Annotated in this window: 15 protein-coding genes; 2 read left to right on the top strand and 13 right to left on the bottom strand. The window is 74.6% G+C overall.

Translation table 11 applies throughout. The annotated features are described in order from the left end of the window. Positions 1 to 105: 105 nt before the first annotated feature. Complete coding sequence (locus BMZ50_RS22035) at positions 106 to 474, bottom strand: hypothetical protein (protein ID WP_091329548.1); 369 nt, start codon at positions 472 to 474, stop codon at positions 106 to 108. Positions 475 to 1,042: 568 nt separating this feature from the next. Continuing rightward, the gene (locus BMZ50_RS22030) at positions 1,043 to 1,555 is read right to left on the bottom strand and encodes an AAA family ATPase (RefSeq protein ID WP_177212938.1); all 513 of its coding nucleotides are present in this window, start codon (positions 1,553 to 1,555) and stop codon (positions 1,043 to 1,045) included. Positions 1,556 to 1,607: 52 nt separating this feature from the next. On the opposite strand from BMZ50_RS22030, the gene BMZ50_RS23850 reads away from it, so the two are divergent. Further along, positions 1,608 to 1,745 carry a DUF952 domain-containing protein gene (locus BMZ50_RS23850; RefSeq protein ID WP_177212937.1) on the top strand — a complete coding sequence of 46 codons (138 nt, stop codon included), beginning with the start codon at positions 1,608 to 1,610 and terminating at the stop codon, positions 1,743 to 1,745. Positions 1,746 to 1,937: 192 nt separating this feature from the next. Here the strand turns inward: BMZ50_RS23850 and BMZ50_RS22025 are convergent, their stop codons facing one another. The 5 genes from BMZ50_RS22025 to rpsB all read right to left on the bottom strand — a co-directional run bounded on the left by BMZ50_RS22025 (position 1,938) and on the right by rpsB (position 6,425). Continuing rightward, positions 1,938 to 2,987, bottom strand: coding sequence for a phosphatidate cytidylyltransferase (locus BMZ50_RS22025; RefSeq protein ID WP_091329543.1), 1,050 nt, complete (start codon positions 2,985 to 2,987; stop codon positions 1,938 to 1,940). An 18-nt stretch (positions 2,988 to 3,005) separates the two neighbouring features. Then, positions 3,006 to 3,563: a ribosome recycling factor gene (gene frr, locus BMZ50_RS22020; RefSeq protein ID WP_091329541.1), complete on the bottom strand. Its 558-nt coding sequence runs from the start codon at positions 3,561 to 3,563 to the stop codon at positions 3,006 to 3,008. 75 nt (positions 3,564 to 3,638) lie between these two features. Continuing rightward, positions 3,639 to 4,436: a UMP kinase gene (gene pyrH, locus BMZ50_RS22015; RefSeq protein WP_425432023.1), complete on the bottom strand. Its 798-nt coding sequence runs from the start codon at positions 4,434 to 4,436 to the stop codon at positions 3,639 to 3,641. A 150-nt stretch (positions 4,437 to 4,586) separates the two neighbouring features. Next, positions 4,587 to 5,402, bottom strand: a complete 816-nt coding sequence (tsf, locus tag BMZ50_RS22010) for a translation elongation factor Ts (RefSeq protein ID WP_091329540.1) — start codon at positions 5,400 to 5,402, stop codon at positions 4,587 to 4,589. Positions 5,403 to 5,501: 99 nt separating this feature from the next. Beyond that, positions 5,502 to 6,425: a 30S ribosomal protein S2 gene (gene rpsB, locus BMZ50_RS22005; protein ID WP_091329538.1), complete on the bottom strand. Its 924-nt coding sequence runs from the start codon at positions 6,423 to 6,425 to the stop codon at positions 5,502 to 5,504. Positions 6,426 to 6,729: 304 nt separating this feature from the next. Between rpsB and BMZ50_RS24885 the strand changes: the two genes are divergently transcribed. After that, on the top strand, positions 6,730 to 7,248 hold the full coding sequence (locus BMZ50_RS24885) for a M23 family metallopeptidase (RefSeq protein WP_245753802.1): 519 nt from the start codon (positions 6,730 to 6,732) through the stop codon (positions 7,246 to 7,248). A gap of 16 nt (positions 7,249 to 7,264) precedes the next feature. Here the strand turns inward: BMZ50_RS24885 and whiG are convergent, their stop codons facing one another. From whiG to BMZ50_RS21970, 6 genes are all read right to left on the bottom strand, one after another. Further along, on the bottom strand, positions 7,265 to 8,065 hold the full coding sequence (whiG, locus tag BMZ50_RS21995) for an RNA polymerase sigma factor WhiG (RefSeq protein ID WP_091329534.1): 801 nt from the start codon (positions 8,063 to 8,065) through the stop codon (positions 7,265 to 7,267). Positions 8,066 to 8,151: 86 nt separating this feature from the next. Further along, the gene (locus BMZ50_RS21990) at positions 8,152 to 9,081 is read right to left on the bottom strand and encodes a tyrosine recombinase XerC (RefSeq protein WP_091329532.1); all 930 of its coding nucleotides are present in this window, start codon (positions 9,079 to 9,081) and stop codon (positions 8,152 to 8,154) included. A 79-nt stretch (positions 9,082 to 9,160) separates the two neighbouring features. Beyond that, the gene (dprA, locus tag BMZ50_RS21985; RefSeq protein WP_091329529.1) at positions 9,161 to 10,411 is read right to left on the bottom strand and encodes a DNA-processing protein DprA; all 1,251 of its coding nucleotides are present in this window, start codon (positions 10,409 to 10,411) and stop codon (positions 9,161 to 9,163) included. Next, entirely contained in the window at positions 10,408 to 11,928 is a 1,521-nt protein-coding gene (locus BMZ50_RS21980; RefSeq protein WP_091329527.1) for a YifB family Mg chelatase-like AAA ATPase, read from the bottom strand. Before BMZ50_RS21980 ends, dprA begins: the two co-directional genes overlap by 4 nt. Next, entirely contained in the window at positions 11,925 to 12,284 is a 360-nt protein-coding gene (locus BMZ50_RS21975; protein WP_245753801.1) for a YraN family protein, read from the bottom strand. The genes BMZ50_RS21980 and BMZ50_RS21975 overlap by 4 nt, the downstream gene beginning before the upstream one ends. 220 nt (positions 12,285 to 12,504) lie before the next feature. Further along, complete coding sequence (locus BMZ50_RS21970; RefSeq protein ID WP_091329523.1) at positions 12,505 to 20,274, bottom strand: Ig-like domain-containing protein; 7,770 nt, start codon at positions 20,272 to 20,274, stop codon at positions 12,505 to 12,507. Positions 20,275 to 20,587 lie beyond the last annotated feature (313 nt).

Genomic DNA, 20,587 nt, shown 5'->3' with positions numbered 1-20,587 from the left:
CGCCGCCTGGCTCTCTCCCGGCCGGGTCACCCCGGCACCCGACCGCTCTCCCGTCGGGTGCCGGCGACCGGCGGCGCCGCCCGGTCGGGCGGCGCCGCCGCGTCGTCAGACGCTCACGGTGCTCGCGACAGCGCGCAGCTTGTGCCGCGCCAGGGCGAGGTTCGCGGTCACGCGGTTGAGCACGAGGTAGATGAACAGGCCCGTGTTGCCCTGGCCCTTGAGCACGTTGATCAGGTGGTACTGGTTCTCCAGCGTGATCAGTACGTCCTCGATCTCGTCCTTCAGCTCGAGCTCCTGCATGGTGCGCAGCTTCGCGCGCACGACGTTCGAGTTCCCGGCGGCGGCAACGTTGAGGTCGAAGCCGGGCGTGCCGCCGGACGCGAGTGCCATCCCGCTGTCGATGTCGACGATCGCGGCGCCGTTGGCGCCGTCGATCGCGAGCAGGTCGGCGATGACATTGTCGAGCTGTGCCACGGATGGGGCTCCTGTCGTCTCGTGGGGAAGTCGCAGCGGGGTGCCGCGGACCGGGTCGGGGGGCGACCCGGGTCGACCGGACGGACCGGACGTCTGTCGGCGCGCGGTGTGCCGGGGCGGCACCGTTGCCGCGCCGTCGTGCGTCGCACCGGCCGGAGCGCGGTGCCGAGCCACCCCGTCGGAAGCGGGCGGCACGGAGGGCCGGGCCGGTAGGGGCGGCGCCCGATCCGCGTCCCGCGGCTGCTCCGTGGGGAGCTCGCGCGGTGCGGCGCGTCGCGACCACAGCGACGCCCACCACCCGGTTGCCATGCCTTGTTTCCGCCTTCGCCGAGGGGCTCAGGACACCCAGAGAACACGTCGCCGGCAGGCCAGGCAAACCGGCACACGTATCTGCAGGTGAGCGAGCCGACACCGACCGCGACCGGGGCCGAAGCCGTCCGGCAGCGCCTCGACGACCGGTGCGACGGTGGGTTGCGGGCCTGCGGCGGGCGGGGACCGGGCAGGGGCCGGTGGCCGGCCCTCCGGTACGTTCCGCGAGGACCCGAGCGGACCGGGACCGGCCACGTCGTCAGGAGGAGTCCGCCGTGAAGACCAGGGATCTCGCCTGAATCGCGCTCTCCGCCCAGAGCAGGTTGTCGTCAGTGCAGCCAGGGTGCGCCGCCAGCCAGGCCCGGATGCGGGAGCCTGGGTCCTTGCCGCCCTCGGACAGGACGTAGACCACCCGGCCGGAGCGGGTGATCGCGTGGCCCAGCCACGGGACGCCGTTGGCGACCGACAGCAGCATGGCCAGCGACAGGAAGCTCTTGTACTGACCGGCCGGGCCGTGGACCTGGAAGATCACGCCGTCGGGCACCACGCCCCCGATCAGGTGCAGCGGGTCCGGCATGTCACGGACCTCGGCGGAGGTGCGCAGGTTGAGGATTCCGTCGCGCGGCCCGGCGTCTGGCTCCTCCGGCTTCGGCTCGGGTCCACTCTCCGGCTCGGCCGCGCACGCCAAGGCTTCGAGTTGCTCGACCGTGCCGCCGTTGTCCAGGGAGTCCGAGACGTCGTAGCCCTTCCGCTCGCCGAGCGGCGCGACCACTCGGACGTCCGTGGCGCCGGCGGACCGTGCCCGCGCGGCGAAGGAGCGGGCGGTGGCCGCGCCCCTGTCGTCGGCGTCGGGCACCACAACCACCGTGGCCCGGCTCTCCGACCCGGTGCGGTACGAGCCGGGCCATCCCGCCGACCCGGTGGAGCTGCGCTTCCCGCACCTGTACGGCGCGCTGCGGTGATCGCCGTGATCGCGGTCATCCCCTGGCGCGACCGCTGGACGGCGCGACCGAGGCCGGATGCGATCTCGTGGTCTGGAGGCGGCGGCGGCCGACTGGCCTCGGCACTGGTACGCCCACCGGGGCTTCGAGGCCACCGGCTCCGCCCGGGACGCCGTCGGTCCGGCGTGAGTGGCCGCATGGAGAGGGTGCAGGTCAGCCGGGGACGAGAACCGACAGCAGCAGGTAGGCGACCGCCGCCGAGGGCAGCAGCGAGTCCAGCCGGTCCATGATCCCGCCGTGGCCGGGCAGCAGGTTGCCCATGTCCTTGATGCCGAGGTCCCGCTTGATCAGCGACTCCCCCAGGTCGCCGATGGTGGCGGTGACCGCCAGGGCGGCACCGAAGAGCACCCCGCCCCACCACGGCCCCTCCAGGGCGAGCACGACGATCGGGGTGGCGATGAGCACGCAGGCCAGCACCGACCCGGCCATGCCCTCCCAGGACTTCTTGGGGCTGATCGACGGCGCCATCGGGTGCTTGCCGAACAGGACCCCGGCAGCGAACCCGCCGACGTCGTTGCCCACGACCGTGGCGATGAAGGCCAGCACCCGGGCAGCACCGTCGTCCGGGACGAGCAGCAGGACCGCGAACCCCGCCAGCAGCGGGACGTAGAGGGTGACCAGCACCCCCGCGGAGGCGTCGCGCAGGTATCCGGCCGGGCCGGTCCCGAGCCGCCACAGCAGCACGGCGAGGACGGTGAGCAGGAAGCCCACGACGAGCCCCGAGCCGCCCCGGGTCCAGGCCAGGGCGATCATCGCCACCGTGCCGACGAGGACCGGGACCACCGGTGGGCGGGCGCCGCCGGCCTGCAGGGCGCGGACGAGCTCGACCACCGCGACCAGCACGGCCGCGGTCACCACCAGCAGGAACGCCGGGCGGTAGATCAGCAGCGAGGCCAGGATGACCGCGCCCAGCCCCGCGCCCACCCCGATGGCGGCGACCATGTTGCGCCCGGCCCGGCCGGTGGGCTGCCGCGCTCCGGGCACCAGCGTGGGACCGATCTCCTCGGTGGTCGGCGTGGGCGCCTCGGTCACGGCCGCGCGGGGCTCGGGCCCCGGGGCGGGCGGCTCGGCGGCCCGGGCCTCGGCCGGCGACCGCCCGGGGGGCGGGGCCGGGCGGGGACCCAGGATCGGGATCGGGCCGGTGTCGGGGTCGCCGGACCCGCCGGGGTGCACCCGGCGTCCGGCGTCAGGATCGACTGTCATCGGAAGGGTTCGAGCGGCTCAGACCTCGAGGAGCTCGGTCTCCTTGTGCTTGACGGCCTCGTCGATGGCGTGCGTGTGCTTGGCGGTGAGGTCGTCGAGCTCCTTCTCCGCCCGGCGCACGTCGTCCTCCCCCGCCTCGCCGTCCTTGGCGATGCGGTCCAGCTCCTCCTTGGAGCGGCGCCGGACGTTGCGGATGGCGACCTTGGCGTCCTCGCCCTTGGAACGGGCCATCTTGACCAGGTCGCGGCGCCGCTCCTCGGTCAGCTGGGGGAAGACCACGCGGATGATCTGGCCGTCGTTGGTCGGGTTGACGCCCAGGTCGCTGTCCCGGATCGCCTTCTCGATCGCCGAGAGCTGGCTGACGTCGTAGGGCTTGATGACGGCCATGCGCGCCTCGGGCACGGTGATCGAGGTCATCTGCGGCACCGGCGTGGGGGTGCCGTAGTAGTCCACCAGGATCTTGTTGAACATCGCCGGCGCGGCCCGCCCGGTGCGCACCGCGCCGAGGTCCTCCCGCGCGACCGACAGGGCCTTGTCCATCCGCTCCTCGGCGTCGAGCAGGGTGTCGTCGATCACGGGTCTCTCCTCCTGGGGCTGCGGGTCTCACCGCCGCCGGTACGTGCGGGTGTGCGGGCCGATCGGGGCCGGCGGTCAGCTCGGGTCGCTGATCAGCGTCCCGATCTTCTCACCTGCCACGGCTCGGGCGATGTTGCCGTCGCGCAGCAGGTTGAAGACGACGATCGGCATGCGGTTGTCCATGCACAGGCTGATCGCGGTGGCGTCGGCCACCTTCAGCTGCTTGGCCAGCACCGTCGCGTAGTCGAGGTCGTCGTACATGACGGCGGCGGGGTTGGTGCGCGGGTCGTCGTCGTAGACCCCGTCCACCCCGTTCTTGCCCATCAGCAGCACCTGGCACTCGATCTCCAGGGCGCGCTGAGCGGCCACCGTGTCGGTGGAGAAGTACGGCATGCCGGCCCCGGCGCCGAAGATCACCAGCCGCCCCTTCTCCAGGTGGCGGATGGCCTTGCGCGGGATGTAGGGCTCGGCGACCTGGCCCATGGTGATGGCGGTCTGCACGCGGGTCTCGAGCCCGGCCTTCTCGCAGAAGTCCTGCAGGGCCAGGCAGTTCATGACCGTGCCCAGCATGCCCATGTAGTCGGCCTTGGTCCGGTCCATGCCGGCCTGGGAGAGCTCCGCGCCGCGGAAGAAGTTGCCACCGCCCATGACGACGGCGACCTGCGTGCCCTTGGCCACGACCTCGGCGAGCTGCTCGGCGATCCCCTTCACGATGACGGGGTCGACGCCGACCGTGCCGCCGCCGAAGGTCTCCCCGGAGAGTTTGAGCAGGACCCGCGTGTAGCCGCCCCGGTCAGCGGGCTGGAAGGCGGTGGGCGCGGAGAGGGGCGCGGAGAGGGGCACGGATGCCTCCGGCGTGGTGGTGTCGGTCAACGGGTTTTTCCCTCGCTGGAGTCGTTCCTGTGATCCTGCCGCATGCAACTGGGGGCCGCTGCGCGGACAGGGGTGGAGCGGGACGGCCCGCACAGACCACCGGCCCCGTCCCGGGGTGCGGGACGGGGCCGGCGAGGGCGCTCGTGCGGCTCAGGCCTGGCCGACCTCGAAGCGGGCGAACCGCTCCACGGTCATGCCGGCCTCGTCGAGGATCTGCTTCACCGTGCGCTTGGGCTCGGTGATCGAGGGCTGCTCGAGCAGGACGAAGTCCTTGAAGTAGGCGTTGACCCGACCCTCGACGATCTTGGTGATCGCCTGCTCGGGCTTGCCCTCCTCCTTGGCCGTCTGCTCGGCGACCCGGCGCTCGGTCTCGACCGCCTCGGCCGGGACCTCCTCGCGGGTGAGGTAGCGCGGGCGGGCGGCGGCGATGTGCATCGCGATGGCGCGCGCGAGCTCCTCGGTGCCGCCGCTGTACTGCACCGCGACACCGATGGCCGGGGGCAGGTCGGTGGCGCGCTTGTGCAGGTAGGTGGCGACCTGGCCGTCGAAGACGACGAAGCGGGACAGCACCAGCTTCTCGCCGATGCGGGCCGACTCGGCCTCGATCAGCGAGGCGACGGTCTGCCCGTCGAGCTCGAGGGCCAGCGCGGCGTCGACATCGGCCGGGCGGTTCTCGAGGACGAGGTCCAAGAGGCGCTCGGCCAGCTTCACGAAGTCGGCGTTCTTGGCGACGAAGTCGGTCTCGCAGTCGAGCTCGAGCAGGCCGCCGTCCTTGCTGACCACCACGCCGTTGGTGGTGGAGCGCTCGAGGCGCTTGCCGACGTCCTTGGCGCCCTTGACGCGGAGGAACTCGACGGCCTTGTCGTAGTCGCCGTCGGCCTCGGTGAGGGCCTTCTTGCAGTCCATCATGCCGGCGCCGGTGGCGTCGCGGAGACGCTTGACGTCGGCTGCGGTGAAGTCCGCCATGTCTCTTCCTCTTGGTCTGTCGGTGGTGCGAAAAAGGTGGTGCCGGCGTGCCGCGACGCCGTCCCCGCCCGCAACCGGGGCGGGGACGGCGTCGGCGGATCAGGCCTGAGGGGCGGTCTCGCCCTCGGCCGGAGCGGCAGGAGCCTCCGTGGCCGGGGCCTCCGCGGCGGGAGCATCCGCGGCCGGGGCCTCCGCAGCGGGGGCCTCGGCCGGAGCCGCGGCGGCCTGCGCGGCCGCGTCGCCACCGGTCAGGAGCTCGCGCTCCCAGTCGGCCAGTGGCTCGTCGCCACCGATGACCTGCTCGCCCTCGCCGCGGCCGGCGTTGGCCTGCGCGGCGGAGCGGGCCATGAGGCCGTCGGCGACGGCGTCGGCGACCACGCGGGTCAGGACGGCGATGCTGCGGATGGCGTCGTCGTTGCCCGGGATCTTGTAGTCGACCTCGTCGGGGTCGCAGTTGGTGTCGAGGATCGCCACCACGGGGATGTTGAGCTTGCGCGCCTCGCCGACGGCGATGTGCTCCTTCTTGGTGTCCACGATCCAGATGGCGCTGGGCACCTTCTGCATGTCGCGAATACCGCCGAGGCTGCGCTCCAGCTTGGCCTTCTCGCGGGTGAGGCCCAGCTGCTCCTTCTTGGACAGGCCGGCCATGACGCCGGTCTGCTCCATGTCCTCGAGCTCCTTGAGCCGCTGCAGCCGCTTGTGGACCGTCTGGAAGTTGGTGAGCATGCCGCCCAGCCAGCGCTGGTTGACGTAGGGCATCCCGACCCGCTGCGCCTGCTCCGCGATGACCTCCTGCGCCTGGCGCTTGGTGCCGACGAAGAGGATCGAGCCGCCGTGCGCGACCGTCTGCTTGACGAACTCGTAGGCGTTGTCGATGTACCCCAGCGTCTGCTGCAGGTCGATGATGTAGATGCCGTTGCGCTCGGTGAAGATGAAGCGCTTCATCTTCGGGTTCCAGCGACGGGTCTGGTGCCCGAAGTGGACGCCGCTGTCGAGCAGCTGCTTCATGCTGACGACTGCCATGGCCGCAGCCTTCCTGTTCTGCGCGGTCACGGGGACCGCACTCCTCGGTTGTCGCAGGCACCGGGTGGTGCACCGCCCTGGCGTCCGCGGGCGCCACACCACCCCGCGGCGGACCGCGGGGACCGAGGTGGCGACTGCCCCGCCGGCGTGCGGCGGGAGGAGGACGCGCGAAGTCGACCGTCGCGAGACGGGTCGCACCGGACAGCATACGCGCTCGCCCGGGGCGGCTGCCCGCCCGGCCGGCGGCGTCCACAGGTCCGCTCCGCCGGGCCTGCCCGGGCACTCCCGGTCGCAGGCTGGGCCGGTGCGCACGCGGACCGTCCTCGCCCTGCTCCTGACCACCGTGGGGCTGCTCGGCCCGACGTCCGCGGTCGCCGAACCGGCCGCCCCACCGCCGGCGGGGTCGCTGTGGGTGCGGCCCGTGGACGGCGCGGTGACCCGGACCTTCGAGCCCCCGCCCGGCCCCTACGCCGCCGGGCACCGCGGCGCGGACCTCGCCGGCGGCGCCGGCTCCCCGGTGCTCGCTGCCGGCGACGGGGTGGTCGCCTTCGCCGGGATGGTGGCCGGCCGCCCCGTGGTGAGCGTCGACCACGCCGGCGGGCTGCGGACGACGTACGAACCCGTCACGCCCTCCGTGGGGGCCGGCCAGGCGGTCAGGCGCGGCTTCCCCGTCGGCGTGCTGGCTGCCGGGCATGCGGGCTGCCCCGTGGAGGCCTGCCTGCACTGGGGGCTGCGCCGCGGGGAGGTCTACCTGGACCCGCTGGCGCTGCTGCGCCCGCCACAGGTGCGCCTGCTCCCCCTCGGCCCGGCGGCGCCAGGGTGACCGCGGCGGGGCCTTCTCAAGCGATGTCGGCGAGCTTGGTCCGCAGGTGCAGGACGGCCTTGGTGTGCAGTTGGCAGATGCGGCTCTCGGTCACGCCCAGCACCCGGCCGATGTCGGCCAGGGTGAGGCCCTCGAAGTAGTAGAGGCTGACGACCACCTTCTCCCGCTCGGGCAGCTGCTCCACCGCGCGGGCCAGCAGCTGCCGCGCCTCGCCGTGCTCGGCCATGGCCTGCGGGTCGAGGGCGCTGGAGTCCTGCAGCGTGTCGACCAGGCGGGGGGCGCCGCCCTCGTCGTCGGAGAGCAGCTCGTCGAGGGCCACGACGTTGACCAGGGAGAGCTGGCCGAGGAACTTGCGGACGTCCTCGACGTCCATCCCCATCTCGGTGGCCACCTCCTCCTCGGTGGGGCTGCGCTGCAGCGTGCTCTCGAGGGCGGCGACGGTGCGCTCGAACTGGCGGGCCTTCATCCGCACCGACCGCGGGATCCAGTCGGTGCTGCGCAGCTCGTCGATGATCGCGCCGCGGATGCGCGCCATCGCGTAGCTCTCGAACTTGACCTCCCGCGAGGGCTGGTAGCGGGTGATCGCGTCGATGAGCCCGAAGGTCCCGTACGACACCAGGTCCGCCTGCTCCACGTGCGCCGGCAGCCCGCTGCCGACGCGGCCGGCGACGTACTTGACCAGGGGTGCGTAGTGGAGGATCAGGCGGTCGCGGAGCGCCGGGTCGCGGTCGGCGACGTACTGCTCCCACAGGTCGGCCGGTGTCGCGTCGACGTTGTCCTCGGACGTGTGGAGCTGGTGGATGGTCGCCTCAGGCACGGTGTGAGCTCCCGCCTGGTCGTGGTCCGGGCGTCGCCGGACCGTGAGTGGATCGCGGTTGTCGTTTCGGCAGGCGCGCGGCAGTGTCAAGCCCGGGGGTGTGCTTGTGCGTGAACCGCCCGCAGCCGCTCGACCGTCACGTGCGTGTAGATCTGGGTCGTCGCGAGGCTGGCGTGGCCGAGCAGCTCCTGGACCGAACGCAGGTCGGCGCCCCCTTCGAGCACGTGGGTGGCGGCGGAGTGCCGCAGGCCGTGCGGCCCGATGTCGGGGGCGCCCGGCGGGATCGCGGCGTGCACCGTCCGGCGCGCCTCCCGGGCGTCCAGCCGCCGCCCGCGCACCCCGAGCAGCAGGGCCGGTCCCGACTCGCCGGTGGCCAGCGCCGGCCGCCCCCGGGTGAGCCAGGCATCCAGGGCCCGCTCGGCGGGTGCGCCGTAGGGCACGCTGCGCTCCTTGCGGCCCTTGCCGAGGACGCGCAGCAGACGGCGCCCGCGGTCGACGTCGTCGACGTCGAGCCCGACGAGCTCGCTCACCCGGATGCCGCTGGCGTAGAGCAGCTCGAGGACGACGGCGTCGCGCAGCCCGACCGGTTCCTCCGCCCCGGCCGCCGACTCGACCGCCGCCCGCGCCTGGTCGGGGGCCAGGACGTCGGGGAGCGTGCGGTGGGCCTTGGGACTGACCAGCCGCAGGCCGACGTCCTCGGGGATGAGGCCGGCCCGGCGGAGCCAGCCGGTCAACGACCGGGCCGCTGCCGCCCGCCGGGCGGTCGTGGCGCGGCTCGCGCCCCGGGTGCGCCCCTGGGCCAGCCAGCTGCGCAGCGTGGCGAGATCCAGGTCGTCGACCCGGGTGCCGCCGCGCCGGGCCAGGTGGTCCAGGAGCCAGACGGCGTCACCGACGTAGCCGCGGACGGTGTGCGCGGACAGGTCCCGCTGCGCGCGCAGGTGGTCCTCGTACCCGGCCAGCGCCTCGGCCAGCGGCGACGGCAGCGCGGCGCGCGCATCGGCTGTCCGGGCGGTCACGCAGGAACGGTCCGACGGCGCCCGCCGACGGTCAAGCCGCCGCGCCGACCGGAACCGTCCCGCGCCGGAACGGATCGGCTCAGCGCCCGGCCCGCGGGGGTTCCTCCGGCGGCGGGGTCAGCCGCCAGCCGGTGCCGGTCCACTGGACGAGGTCGGCCAGCTCCAGCGCGGGGAGCACCCGGAGCACGTCGAGAACCTCGCACCCGGCGATCGACGCCAGCCGCTCGGGGCTCACCCCGACCCGCACCGGGCAGGCGTCGAGGACCCGGCCGGCGAGGTCGGAGAGCCCGTCCCGGGGCCCCGATGGGCGCTCCGGTACGTCGGCGAGGTCGGCGCCCAGGCGACCGACCTCCTCGAGGACGTGCGCGGCACCGTCGACCAGCACCGCCCCCAGCTCGGCCTCCCGCAGCAGCTCGTGGCAGCCCACCGACAGGGCGGACGTCACCGGACCCGGGACGACCATCACCGGCCGGCTCAGCCGCTTGGCGCGGCGGGCGGTGGCCAGCGCGCCGGAGCGGGCCGCCGCCTCGACCACGACGGTGCCCCGGGTGAGGCCGGCGATCAGCCGGTTCCGCACCAGGAAGCGATGCCTGTGCGGGGCCGCCCCCGGGGGCCACTCGCTGACGAGCAGCCCCTCCTCCGCGATGCGGTGGAGCAGCGCCCCGTGCCCCGCCGGGTAGGGCCGATCCACGCCGCAGGCGAGCACCGCGATCGTCGGGCCCCCGGCGGCGAGAGCACCCCGGTGGGCGGCCGCGTCGATGCCGAATGCTCCACCCGAGATCACCGTCCAGCCTCGCTCCCCCAGCTGGTGTCCCAGCTCGGCGGCGACGTGTTCCCCGTAGGCGGTGGACGCCCGGGAACCGACCACCGCGACCGAGCGGTCGGCCAGTTCGTCGAGCCGGGCCGGGCCGCGCACCCACAATGCGAGCGGCGGCACGGGCGCCCTCGTCCGCTCGGACTGGCGTCGGTGATCGTCGGGCTCGTCGGCCACCGCCACGGTGAGCGCGTGCAGCGGCAGCGCGGGCCACTCGTCGTCCTCGGGGATCACCAGCCGGGCGTCGCACCGCTCGGCGCGCCGCAGGTCCGCCAGGGTCTCGTCCTGCGCGGCGCGGGCGCCGGCGAGCGACCGGATGCGTTCGGGCGCCCTGCCCGAGCGCAGCTGCCGGACGGCGTCCACCGGTCCTACGTCGTCGACGAAGCGCCAGAAGTCGACCGTCCCGGGCTCGGTCACCCGGCTGAGCCAGGCGCGCGCCCGGCGCACCCCCGGATGCACGGTCCCGTCGGTCACGACCGCACCGGCCGCCTCTTCGAGATCCTCGTCCAGCGTCATGCCGCGGCCCGCTGCAGACGCATGCCGAGCGCCTCGGCCACCTCGTCGTCGCCGGGAACGGTGCGCCCCGCGAGGTCGGCCAGGGTCCAGGCCACGCGCAGCACCCGGTCGAACCCCCGCACCGACAGCACCCCCCGCTCCAGGGCCCGCTCGGCCAGCTGCAGCGAGGCCCGGGGCACCGGCCAGCGCTCGCGGAGGAGACGGCCGGGCACCTGGCTGTTCACCGACAGCCCGGTTCCGGCCAGCCGCTGCGCCGCGATGGCCCGGGCGGCCAGGACCCGACCGGCGACGACGGCGGTGGGCTCCGGCGCGCCCATGCCGTCCAGCCACGCCGCCCGGGTGACTGCAGGGAGGTTCACCCGCAGGTCGATGCGGTCCAGCAGCGGCCCCGACAGCCTCGACTGGTAGCGCCGGCGCTCCAGCGGGCTGCACGTGCAGGCCGTGTCGCCGGCCGCGCTCGCGCACGGGCACGGGTTGGCGGCGAGCACCAGCTGCGCCCGGCACGGAAAGGTCGCCGAGCCCGCGGCCCGCTGGATGGTCACCTGGCCGCGCTCCAGCGGCTGGCGGAGCGTGTCGAGCACCGCGCGGGGGAATTCCGGCGCCTCGTCGATGAAGAGCACGCCGCGGTGGGCCCGGCACAGAGCCCCCGGCCGGATCTGGCCGGAGCCGCCACCGATGAGCGCCGCCAGCGTGGCCGAGTGGTGCGGTGACTCGAACGTAGGCCGGGTGACCAGCGGCGCCTCGGGCGGCAGGGTGCCGGCCACGGAATGGATGGCGGTCACCTCCAGCGCCGCCTGCTCGTCCAGCGGCGGCAGCAGCCCGGGCAGCCGCTCGGCCAGCATCGTCTTTCCCGCCCCTGGTGGGCCGGTGAGGAACAGGTGGTGGCCGCCGGCCGCGGCCACCTCGACGGCCCGCCGTCCGGACGCCTGCCCGACGACGTCACCGAGGTCGGGCACCGGAGGGGCCGGAGGCAACGGCCCGCGGACGTGCCGCGCGAGGGGCGCCTTGCCCGTGAGGTGGCCGACCACCTCCCCCAGCGTGCCGGCGGCCAGGACCTCCACACCCTCGACGAGCGCCGCCTCGTCGGCGTTGGCCGCAGGGACGACGACCTGCGCGAAGCCCGCCCGCGCCACGGCCAGGACCGCCGGCAGGACACCGCGGATGCCGCGGAGCGAGCCGTCGAGGCCCAACTCACCCAGGAGCACGAGCCGGTCGACCGACCGGCGGGGCACCGTCCCGACCGCTGCGAGGATCGCGGCAGCCAGCGCGAGGTCGAAGCCACTCCCCTGCTTGGGCATCGACGCAGGCGACAGCCCGATGGTGATCCGGCGCTGCGGGAACGTGGCTCCGGCGTTCACCACGGCGGCGCGCACCCGGTCGACCGACTGGCGCACCACCGCGTCGGGCAGGCCGACCAGCACCACCTGGGGCAGACCGGCGGCCAGGTCGACCTCGACCTCCACCATGGCCCCCTGCACGCCGGCCAGGCCCACCGACCAGGTGCGAGCGAGCGTCACAGGAACGCCGCCCGCAGGTGCGTGACCAGCGCCGGGCGGGACGGCCGAACGAGCACTCCGACCACGTCGAACCGCAGCTCGGGGGCGTGCTCGTCGTGGGCGGCGAGCCACCGCTGCGCCAGCGTGCGCAGGCGACGCTGCTTGGTGTGGGTGACCGCCTCGACCGGGTGGCCGAACCCGACGCCGCGACGGGTCTTGACCTCGCAGAAGACCAGGGCGTCGCCGTCCCGGGCCACGATGTCGAGCTCGCCCTCCCGGCAGCGCCAGTTGCGGTCGAGCACCCGTAGGCCGACGTCGGTCAGATAGGCGACGGCGATGCGCTCGCCGTGGTCGCCGAGTTCCGTGGTCGTGGACACCGGACGACCGTCCCGCCCCACGGCGACGGGAACCAGGGCATCCGCCGATCTGTGGACCGGCGGATGCCCTGTGGACGGCCACCCTTCTTGCGCCCGAACGTCCGGGATGGCGCGCGACATCGGTCCGGCATGTACTGCGACACCCGTGACGGGATGTCCTCAGCGAGCGTCCGTCACGGGGATGCCCGCCTGCGACGAGGGCCGGGCCTCGACGCGCGACTCATTTCATGTAGCTCGGCGCGCGGCCACCGATGCAGGCGGTGAGCTCCGAGCCGTCGCCGAAGCTCTCGCGCTCGGACCCCACCGACCCGGCCTGCCCACCGATGGTGACACCTCCGCTGCCGATCCCGTAACCGGCGCCACCCAGCCTGACTCCGGCGACGAACCGGTCCCCTCCGCCGTACGCCGCCGACGCAGCGTCGGCGGCGTTGACCCCCGCCACGGCGACGTCGCGCAGGGACCGCACGGTGCCGGAGGAGTCGGAGGTGTCCATGAGGCACTCGAGCCCCGCCATGCCGTAGTCGATGGTCTCCTGGGCGTAGCGGAGGTAGTCCTCCCAGGGGCCGGCGTCGACGCCGAGGTGGCCAAGGCCCTCGTTGACGTACTGCAGCGCGGTGATGGCGAGCCGGAGCTTGCCCAGCACCTTGTAGTTGACGTAGCCGGTGACCACGGCGGCCACCGCGCCCACGGCTCGGACCGCGACCTCCTCCAGGACGCCGAGGACCGTCTCCATGAAGCCCTCGGACCGCTCCTGGTAGTGGTAGATCGCCGTCTGCGGGCTGTCCATCGAGATCGTGATGTCGCCGGTTTCCCAGGTCTGCTTGCCGTTGATCTCCCAGCCGACCCTGGTGTGGCCGTCGCGCTCCGGCGCGGACAGCATCACCGCGGTGTTCGGGCGGTAGCGCGGCATGCCGGCGTCGTCGTGACCGCAGTTCGGCGCCGGGTTCACGTAGATGGGGGTGTCGCCGTTGACGGTCAGCGTGTGGCAGACGCGGTCGAAGACAGCGACGACCTGCGGCACCGTCGACGTCGTGCCGCCGGGGACGACCCGCAGGCCGTTGCCCTCCACGTCGGTCCCGCCACCCTTGAGCTCCCAGCGCGCGAAGCTCAGGTAGCCGCCGGACCTCGGCGCCCACAGCAGGGGCTGCGTCGAGTCGTACAGCGCGCTGCTGTACGCGCACTCCCGGTGTGCGGGGTCGCGGAAGTACGCGTCGGCCGCCGGACCGCGGACGGTTTCCACAGTGCCGTCGGAGTCCTCGATCGCGACGACGAGATCGACGGCGTAGCAGCGGTGCGCCACCGGCTGGACGTCCCTGTTCGCCCACGTGAGCGCGGCCTCGTGCCCGCTCGCGGCGAAGGTGCCGCGAGCGTCGGACGGGTGTGCGACCGTCCAGCCGACGAGCCAGTCCGCCGGCGCGGTGGACGAGACGGCCAGCGTCGGCGTCACGGCCGGGTCCACCCCGTTGTCGTTGAACGGCGCCCAGCCACTCGGGCACAGCCCTTGAGGGGTGATGAGCCCGACGCGCAACTCCCCCAGGCCGGGCTCGTGGGCCACCGCCTGCGGCAGCCGGTAGCAGCCCGCGGGCACGAGCACGCCCTCGACGGCGGGCTCGAGGTCGTCGGCGACCACCTCCACGACTTGGCCGAACCGCGCCGAGGCGGGCACGCGACCGTACGGCCACAGCACGGCGCTGAAGCCCTCCAGCGGGACGGTGCCCTGGACGGTGCTGCCGCGTTCGAACCATTCCGGACCGAGCAGCCCGCAGGCGGTGTCCCGCGCGTAATCGCTCCTGATGTCGACCCGGGGCACGGACGGGGTCCGTCCGAGGACGTCGGTGGGGCGGAACGCCCGCACCGTCAGCTCGACCCGGCGACAGTCCGCGAGCAGGACCTCGATGGGGAGGCCGAGCTCCCCGACGGTGTAGGACAGCCGGCGCGCCGGATCCTCTGCGAGGCGTACGGCGCGGTGCGTGGGAAAGCCCCCGACCGAGCGGAAGCCGAGCGCGTAGGGCCCATCGGGCGCGGCGAAGCGCAGCACCGAGCCAGGGCGGAAGCCGGGCTTGCCGAGGATGTCCGTGCAGTCCGGCTCGGTCAGGTTCCGGACCGACAGCCGATCGTCGGCCAGTCCGGCCCGGGCAGTGTCCGTCAGTCCCGTGACCGTGACCTCCGGGTGCGAGCACCGGGAGCTGGCGGCCCGCAGGACCAGCCGGTCGCTCAGGAAGTACCGCGAGCTGGGGGCCAGGCCGATCGCTTCCACCTCCGCGCGATCGGCGCCCGGGCCCCGCACGGCCACGGTGACGAACTCGTAGAGCGGGCGCTGCACCACCAGCCGGTGGCCGCCGCCGGCCGGCAGCGGTGTGCGCTGCGGGGCGGCGGCGCACGACGCGTTCGCGCTCGACGTCACGTCCACCTCGAAGGGGCCGTCGACGACGACCTCCACGGTGCCGCAGAGAACGTCCACCACCGGCCGGGGCAGTCCGGTCGCCTGGACGACCAGGCTGCGCGTGCGCTCGGCCGCGGCGCCGTCGGTCCAGCCGAGCAGCCCCTGGCGCACGCCGTCGACGACGCCGAGCCCGACCTGCAGCTCGACCGTCGAGCCGAGCACCACACCCGGCGGTGTGCCGTGGTCGGGGCCGCCGCACCGCGTGCCGGTGACGAACAGGAACCACCGGCGGTCGGCCGGGTCCTCAGGGATCGGGACGCACCCGGTGACGTCGAGCGGCACAGCGGCCACGGCGTCGGTGAAGGCACCGCCGCTGCGGGTGACGGCGACCGCGAGCCGGCCGGACTCGGCCGCGAGGCGGTCGGGCCCGCCTTCGCCGGGCACGAGCGTGCAGCGGGCGACCTGGCCCCCACCGAGCGTGTCCGAGCCCGGCAGGTCCGCCCACTGCCCGGCGCAGACCTCGCGGGATCGTCCCGACGCATCGGTGAGGGTGACGGCGAGTCTGCCCAGCTGGTTGCGGGCCGCCTGCGCGACACCGATCTCGACGAGGACGGCGCCCCCGCTGACGGCCGAGCCGCCGACGGGGCGCAGCGCGACCTGGAGCGGCCGTTCGCCGGGCAGCAGGCGCAGCACGACCTCCTCGGCGGCGTCGGCGAACCACGGGGTCCCGTCGGCCTGCAGGGTCAGCCGCAGGTCGCCCGGTGGGGCGGAGGCGATGTCGAGCTCGCACCGGCCGGTGGAGACATGGGTGCGGCACAGCTCACGACCGTCCGCGCCGCGGACGACGATCGGCAGGTCCAGCGGATTTCCGGCGTTGTCCGCGGCGGGCTCCGCCGTGAAGGCGAAGGTGGTGCGCAGACCTGTGGAGGCCTGGGTCGTGACTGCGCGCAGCACCGGCTGGGCGCGAGCGACGTCGACGTAGAGGGTGTCGGTCGCGCCGCGGTAGCGCGTCGTGTCGTCCGGGACGAAGGCGCAGGCGATCAGCGCACCGCCGGGGCGCAGCCAGCGCAGGACGCCCTGGGCCCCGTCCGGGCCGGTCCGCAGGACGGCCGGCGTGGCGACACCCGTCCCGGTGCACGTGGCGGTGCCCGGGACCGCCGCGCGGACGGAGAAGGCGGAGTTCCCGGCGCTGGTCTGCGGGCCCGTCGAGGCCACGACGGGACTGCTCTCGGCCGGCAGCACCGTGAGAAGGACCGGCGCCGATGTGCGCGGCGCCGCACCCGGGCCGTCGTCGTAGACGGCGGTGAGCGTGTGCACCCCGGGCTCGAGGTCGGTGAGCAGCGTCGCGACAGCGCGTCCGTCGGCACCGAGGGGGACGGTGGCCGCGAGAGCGCCGTCGACGGAGAAGCCGACGGTCGCGCCGGGCGGGTAGCCGAACGGCTGCGTCGGCACCGACGCCACGAGCCGGACGCCTTCCCCGTACGCCGAGGTCGCCGGTGCGGACAGGGAAACGGGCAGGCGGCCGGCCTCGAGCACGAGCGACGCCGTGCTGCCGGCCACGTCGGCCTGACCCGACCAGGTGACCTCGAGCTCGCTGCGGCCCGGCGCCAGGGCGAGGGCGAGGTAGGCGACGCCGCCCGGCCCCAGCGTCGCGGTACCGCTGGCGTACGCGGTCCCCGGCGTGCTCTCCGAACGGATCAGGCGCCACGATGCGGTGCCGCCGATCGGCAGCGGCGCACGGACCGCGACCCGGACCCGCACCGGGCCCTCGACGGGCGAGGGCTCGGCGGCCAGCTCGACCGTCGACGCGGCCGGCTCGACGACCAGCGTCCCCGTGGCGGTGCTGCGCGCGTTGCCCGCGTCACCGGTGTAGGTCGCCGTGAGGACGTAGTCCCCCACCGGCAGCGACCACGCCTGCGACACCCGGACGACGGCGACGCCGTCCACGAGCGGTGCCGAGCCGAGCGGACGCGGCACCGCGAGCGCCGGGCCCGACGCGGCGAGCTCCACCAGCCCGCCCGGCACATCGCCGGCCACGGTGACCCTGACGTCGACGTCCTGGCCGTACGGCGTCCGCGCGTCGGTGACCTGCACCGAGGCCGGCGTGAGGACACGCACCTGAGCCGCGCCGGCCGACGGCAGATGCAGCCGGTCGCCGAGGTAGCGGACCTGCAGCTGCCGGAGGCCGGGCGCGCCCGCGGGGAACTCGAGGGAGGCCACACCACCGGCCAGCGCAGAGGTGGCCACGACCACCCCGTCGTCGACGACCTGCACCGCACCCGCGACCGCGTCGCCCGTCGCGGACACGACCTGCGCCTGCAGCGACAGCCGCTGTCCGGGCACCACCCCGGTGGTCGGCCCGAAGGACGTGACGCTCAGGGTGGTCGCCGCCGGCGTGACCTCCACGGCCTGATCGGCGACGGTCGCGGCGGCCAGCACGGGACTGACCAACCGCGCCGTGACGGTGTGCCGGCCCACGTCCAGGTCGGTCAGGCTGGCGGTCGCGGTGCCGTCCGAGCCGATGAGCACCGTCCGGTGATCGACGCCGTCCACCACGACGACGGCCTCGGCGGTCCACGAGCCGGCCGGGGTGTCGCCGAGCGCCAGGCCGACCTGCAGGGGCGCGCCGTGCTCGATGCGTGCGGGCACGGACACGGCGAGGGTGACCGGCGCCTTGTCGACGACGTGCCGGATCGTCATCGACGCACGGGAGACGCGGCCGGCCTCGGCCGGCTCGAAGCCCACGGCGTACCGGTGTTCTCCGACGTGCAGCGGTCCACTGACCGGGACCGTCCACCCGCCGTCGGGAGCCACGACGACAGTGGCGTCCGCACCTGGTCCGGTGACGCGCACGGTGCCGCCCAGCGGCACGCCGGCGGACGAGCGCACCGTGCCGCTGACCGCGACCGGCGCGCCGTACGCCGTCCCGCCCTGGCCGGTCGTCGCGGCCTCGAGCACGGGCTCCGTGGACCCGACGACGTAGTCGTAGTAGGACGAGGCGGCGCGCACGGACGCGTTCCCGGAGTACTCGAGAACGAGCCGCTGCGCGCCGGCGTCGACGTCGGCGCCGAGCGGGTGGACGACCGTGCCGTCGGGCCCGACCGGCAGGGTCCGCCCGGCGCTGGAGGTGAGCGTGCCCACGGGCGAGGCGCCGCTGCCGCCGACCACGACGCGCACGCGCAGCTGGTCGCCCTCGCGGGTGAGCTCCAGCCTGCTCGGGTCGAAGGCCGTCGTCGAGGCGCTGCCGGAGCCGCCGGCCGGGTGGACGGCGTCACCGGCCCAGCTCACCTCGACGGTGCGCGGGCCCGGCGTGTCCGCCCGGAGCTGCAGCACGACGGATGCCTTCCCGGCGAAATCGGCGGTCGCCGTGCTGGAGCCGTCACGCGCAGTGACGGGGCCGGTGAGCGCGGCGCCCGAGTCCGCCAGCGACACGGTCACGTCGTAGGGCACCCCGGTGTCGACCGTCTCCGGCACGCTGACGAGGAGGCGGTCGGGCGCGCGGCCGACGACCAGCGTGCCGGTGTCCTGGCTGGACATCAGATCGCCCGAGGGCTCATAGAACGCGTTCAGCGTGTACGTGCCCTCGGGCAGGTCGGGCTGCCACGTCGCGTTCCCGTCGGTCAGCTGCTGGTCCGTCGAGGCAACGACACCCTGGGAGCCGAGCACCTGGAGGGCGACCTTGCCGTCGGCGGCGTACCCGTCGGTCGTCGTCCGCACCGCCACCCCGACCGCCACCGGCGCGCCGGCCGATGAGGACCAGGAGTCCGCGTCCACCCCGCCGACCGTCAGTGTCGTGGCCGTCCCCGGGTCGAACTCCACCGCGCCCGGGTCGATGCGGGCCCCCATGACCCGGACAGCACCGCGGGCGTCCTGGACCGGGAATTCCAGCCAGGGGCGCTCGTCCCGGTTGAAGTCGATCGCGTCGCTGGTCGGCAGCAGGGCGTAGGTCGGGACGGTGCCGCCGTGGTCGCCCAGTGCGGTGAGCCCGAGGTCCTCGCGCTCGACCACCACGTTGGGATTGCCCGCACTGCCCTCGACGGTCCGCAGGGCGAAGGCGGCATTGCTGACGCCCTCGTAGGCGCTGCCGGTCGCCGGGGCGACGATCGAGTACTGCACGGCCCCCATGCCGTCGATGGACTCGAAGGCGGTGGTACCGCGGCCGTCGACGGCCGTGCTGAGCAGAACGTCGAGGGACAGCGCCTGCACGTGTGCCGCGCCGCTGCCGGAGGCGTCGGCCGAGAAGGTCGTGCCGACGGCGACGAGCTTTGACTCGCTCAGGACGGCGCCACCCGGGCCGTCGGCCCGGTTGCCGATGAACGTGCTGTCGACGACGACTCCGGGACGAGAGGCCAGCACAGCGCCGCCGCCGGCCCCGGTGGGGGCACGGCCGCCGCGCAGGACCAGGCCGATGAGCTGCCAGGGGTCCTCGCCCTGCCCGCCGAGCTCGAGCAGCCGACCGCCCGCGCCCTGCAGGACGACCTCGTGGCCGCGGGCGTCGAGCACGAGCGGCACGGAGGCGACGACCGGCTTGGCCAGCTCGATCGTCAGGTCGCGATCGAAGCGCACGGCTCCGCCCCGGGCGGCCTCGGCCACGGCCACGGCCCGGCGCAGCGTGCACGCGCCGGTGGGGCAGCTGCCATCGACGGGCAGGTCGTCCGCGGCGCTGTCGACGACGGCGACCGGCTCGGCGGCGGACGCCCGAGGCGTGCCGCCGATGGGCAGCACGACGCTCGCGGCGACGGCGAGCACGACGACACCGGCCACCGCGGGCCGCGGCCGCCAGGGGCGCCGCGAACCCGGGTGGGACGGCCCGGCCGCGTCGTCAGCGGGAATCGTTCCGAGCAGGAGGAGGCCGGCGACGAGCGCGACGGCGACACCGAGCACGTCCGCGAGCGCCACGGCCCCGGCGGTGCCACCGGCGGCGTCGACCACGGCGGATGCCGTCTCGGACAGGAGCCATCCGCCGGCGACGGCGGCGACGACCGCGGCGACGAGGCGGGCGGCCGCGGTCCGGGGCTCGGCGGTCACGGCCGCCGACGAGCGGCGCAGGGCGGACCTCGGTCCCCCCTTCCCCAGCGCTTCGAGCAGCGCCCGGGACCAGCGCAGGGCCAGCATGACCGCAGGCGCGAACGGGAGGGCGAGCAGCGCGGTGGTGCGCCGGCGCGGCAGCCTGACCAGCGGACCGCGCCGCGGCAGCGCCGTGGCCAGGAGCGCCACGACGACCAGCACCGGCGCCAGCAGCACGAGCGCGAGCACTCCGGCGCCCGCGGCGGCAACCGTCAGCAGGAGGACCGGTGCGCGGCGGACGGTGCGCACCAGCGCACGCAGCAATCCGGACGGCGCCGCGTGGACGACGCCCGCGCCGAGCACCAGACCCGACAGCCCGCCCAGCACGAGCGCGGTGGAGGCCAGTGCCGGCAGTCCCAGCCCGAGCCAGGCGCTGCCGCTCTGCCGGAGCGACGGACTCAGGCCGAGCAGTCCGACGAAGGCCGCCGAGCCGAGCATGGCGCCGACGGCCACCAGCAGGGCGAGCAGGACCGGCAGCACCAGCAGCCGGACGTGCAGGGCCCGGAGCGCGCCACACCACGACCGCCGGACGTCACTCACCCAGGTGCCCCCGCTCAACCCCGACGCATCGCCGCGGCGAGATTAGGGCACGGGAAGCAGAAAACCCAGGTCAAGGGGCATATTCCCCCTCGAGTGGCCTGTGTTGCAGGCGGTACTCGCCAGCCGGGGGCGCATGAGTGTCAGTGGATCAGCATCCGACCTGGCCGGGTCGACCTCGATCTCGACCATCGCACCGTGGACGCCGGCCAGCCCGACCGACCAGGTGCGGGCCAGCGTCACGGGAACGGTGGCCGCGGCGATCCGTTCACCATGGACGCCGAGGGCGGATGTCGTTCGCACCAGGCGACCGACC

Origin of the sequence: Geodermatophilus ruber (assembly GCF_900114385.1) — a bacterium.
Taxonomy (GTDB): Bacteria; Actinomycetota; Actinomycetes; order Mycobacteriales; family Geodermatophilaceae; genus Geodermatophilus; species Geodermatophilus ruber.
The sequence above is the reverse complement of the archived record's forward strand: the minus strand, read 5'-3'. Positions and strand labels throughout refer to the sequence as shown.

Excerpts from the sequence above, each read along its gene's own strand:
- BMZ50_RS22025 (WP_091329543.1), bottom strand. The coding sequence starts at position 2,987 with ATGACAGTCGATCCTGACGCCGGACGCCGGGTGCACCCCGGCGGGTCC.
- tsf (WP_091329540.1), bottom strand. The coding sequence starts at position 5,402 with ATGGCGGACTTCACCGCAGCCGACGTCAAGCGTCTCCGCGACGCCACC.
- rpsB (WP_091329538.1), bottom strand. The coding sequence starts at position 6,425 with ATGGCAGTCGTCAGCATGAAGCAGCTGCTCGACAGCGGCGTCCACTTC.
- dprA (WP_091329529.1), bottom strand. The coding sequence starts at position 10,411 with ATGACGCTGGACGAGGATCTCGAAGAGGCGGCCGGTGCGGTCGTGACC.